The sequence below is a fragment of the bacterium genome (assembly GCA_020440705.1).
Lineage (GTDB): Bacteria > Krumholzibacteriota > Krumholzibacteriia > LZORAL124-64-63 > LZORAL124-64-63 > JAGRNP01.
Genome location: JAGRNP010000371.1, coordinates 1 through 546, shown reverse-complemented (window position 1 = coordinate 546; position 546 = coordinate 1). Strand labels below are relative to the sequence as shown.

General features: G+C 69.6%; 1 protein-coding gene. It reads left to right on the top strand.

Going from position 1 to position 546, the window contains the following annotated elements:
• Window positions 1-482, top strand: a 482-nt coding sequence (locus KDM41_18855) for an MBL fold metallo-hydrolase (protein MCB1185485.1), incomplete at its 5' end; no start/stop codon positions are given.
• Window positions 483-546 lie beyond the last annotated feature (64 nt).

Genomic DNA, 546 nt, shown 5'->3' with positions numbered 1-546 from the left:
CCCTGGTGCCGGTGTTCCCCAAGGCCGAGCACTGGGTGCAGGAGAAGCACTGGCGCTGGGCCCATCAGCCGTCGGAGCGCGACCGCGCGAGCTTCCGTCCCGACGACTTCCACCTCCTGGAGGAGGCTGGCCTGCTGCGCCTGGTCTCCGGCCGCGAGGAGATCCTGCCCGGCGTGATGGTGCAGCCGGTGCACGGCCACACCCCCGGCCAGCAGGTGGTGGAATTCCACACCGGCGAGGGCGTGGTGGCCTACGTGGCGGACCTGCTGCCTCTGGCAAGCCAGCTGCGGGTGCCCTGGATCATGGGCTTCGACCTCAACCCGCTGCTCACCCTGGAGGAGAAGAAGCAGCACCTCAGCCGCGCCCTGGAGGAGAACTTCCTGCTCGTCTTCGAGCACGACGTGGACGTGGAGTGCTGCCAGGTGGGGTACGAGGACGGCCATTTCGTGGCCGAGGGCCCCTTCACGCTGAGCGAGCGCTGACGTGGGCCGCGTCCGCAGCGTCCGCCGCCATCACCTGGAGAAGCCCGACTGGCTGCGTGTGCAG